Source organism: Nocardioides humilatus, assembly GCF_008373755.1.
Taxonomy (GTDB): domain Bacteria; phylum Actinomycetota; class Actinomycetes; order Propionibacteriales; family Nocardioidaceae; genus Nocardioides; species Nocardioides humilatus.
Genome location: NZ_VUJV01000129.1, coordinates 1 through 279 on the forward strand (window position 1 = coordinate 1; position 279 = coordinate 279).

General features: G+C 50.5%; 1 protein-coding gene. It reads right to left on the reverse strand.

Translation table 11 applies throughout. The annotated features are described in order from the left end of the window. Positions 1-36: 36 nt before the first annotated feature. Positions 37-279, reverse strand: a 243-nt coding sequence (locus F0U44_RS24220) for an uS12 family ribosomal protein (protein ID WP_497707151.1), incomplete at its 5' end; no start/stop codon positions are given.

A 279-nucleotide genomic window follows, 5' to 3' on the forward strand; every position in this document is an offset into this window, starting at 1 on the left:
GCTTCCCGACAGCAGGTCACTTATCACAATGTACACCTATGATCTTGGTCGCTCCTTTTTCTCTTTGTAGAGAGCGAGGAGAGACACGTTGGCTACTTTTACCACCTTAAAACGAACTCCGGGAATGTCACCGACGGCGTGACCTTTACGACCGAATCCCGCCACTAGTACTTCGTCGTTTTCTTCGATGTGGTTTAGGCAACCGTCACGGGGGACGAATGCGGTCACTTTCTTTCCGTTCTTAATGAGCTGTACACGGACGCATTTGCGGATGGCAGA